Annotated in this window: 1 pseudogene; it reads right to left on the bottom strand. The window is 68.9% G+C overall.

What is annotated here, in order from left to right:
- Positions 1-576: pseudogene (locus HWX25_RS32820) on the bottom strand (autotransporter); the annotation flags it as partial.

Here is a 576-nt window from a genome sequence, read left to right as displayed (position 1 = left end):
CCGTCATGATCTCGTCGATCTTCCGCGCGGCGGCGGCGCTGGGTTTGCCCATCGCGGCATCGTCGGCGCCCAGCGCGTCGATCTTCCGGGCCGCGTCGTTGCGCAGGCGGAAGCGGTGGAAGTAGGTCTGGTTCGGCGCCGCGTTGCCGCGGATATCGCCGAGCAGGGTATCGATCTTCTCGTCCGCGGCCTGGTGCGCGGCATCCCATTGCTCGGGCGTGGCCTGGTCGATGTCGATGCGGTTCTTCTTGAAGTGGTCGAGCGCGTAGAGATCGCGCCAGGCGCCGCGCTGCATGTCCACCGCGTGCGTGAAGGTTTGGGTCGACTTGTACTCGACGTCGATGATGCACGAACGCGGCATCAGCACGCCGTTGTCGCGCGCGATCTGCACGCGCGACTCCACGCCCGAGTCTCTGAGCGCGAGGTTCGCCGAGGGCGTGTCGAGCGAGCTGATGCCCAAGCCGACCGTATGCGGCTTGTGGCCGACCGGCACCGAGCCGCTCAGCCCGCCGGTGAGGCGCGCCACCCATTGCGAGCCGCCGCCCGAGCGGTGCTGCTCGATCTGCAGCGAGCCGC

Source organism: Burkholderia sp. BCC1640 (genome assembly GCF_902833125.1).
GTDB classification, from domain to species: domain Bacteria; phylum Pseudomonadota; class Gammaproteobacteria; order Burkholderiales; family Burkholderiaceae; genus Burkholderia; species Burkholderia diffusa.
This window is presented reverse-complemented; position numbering and strand designations above follow the sequence as displayed.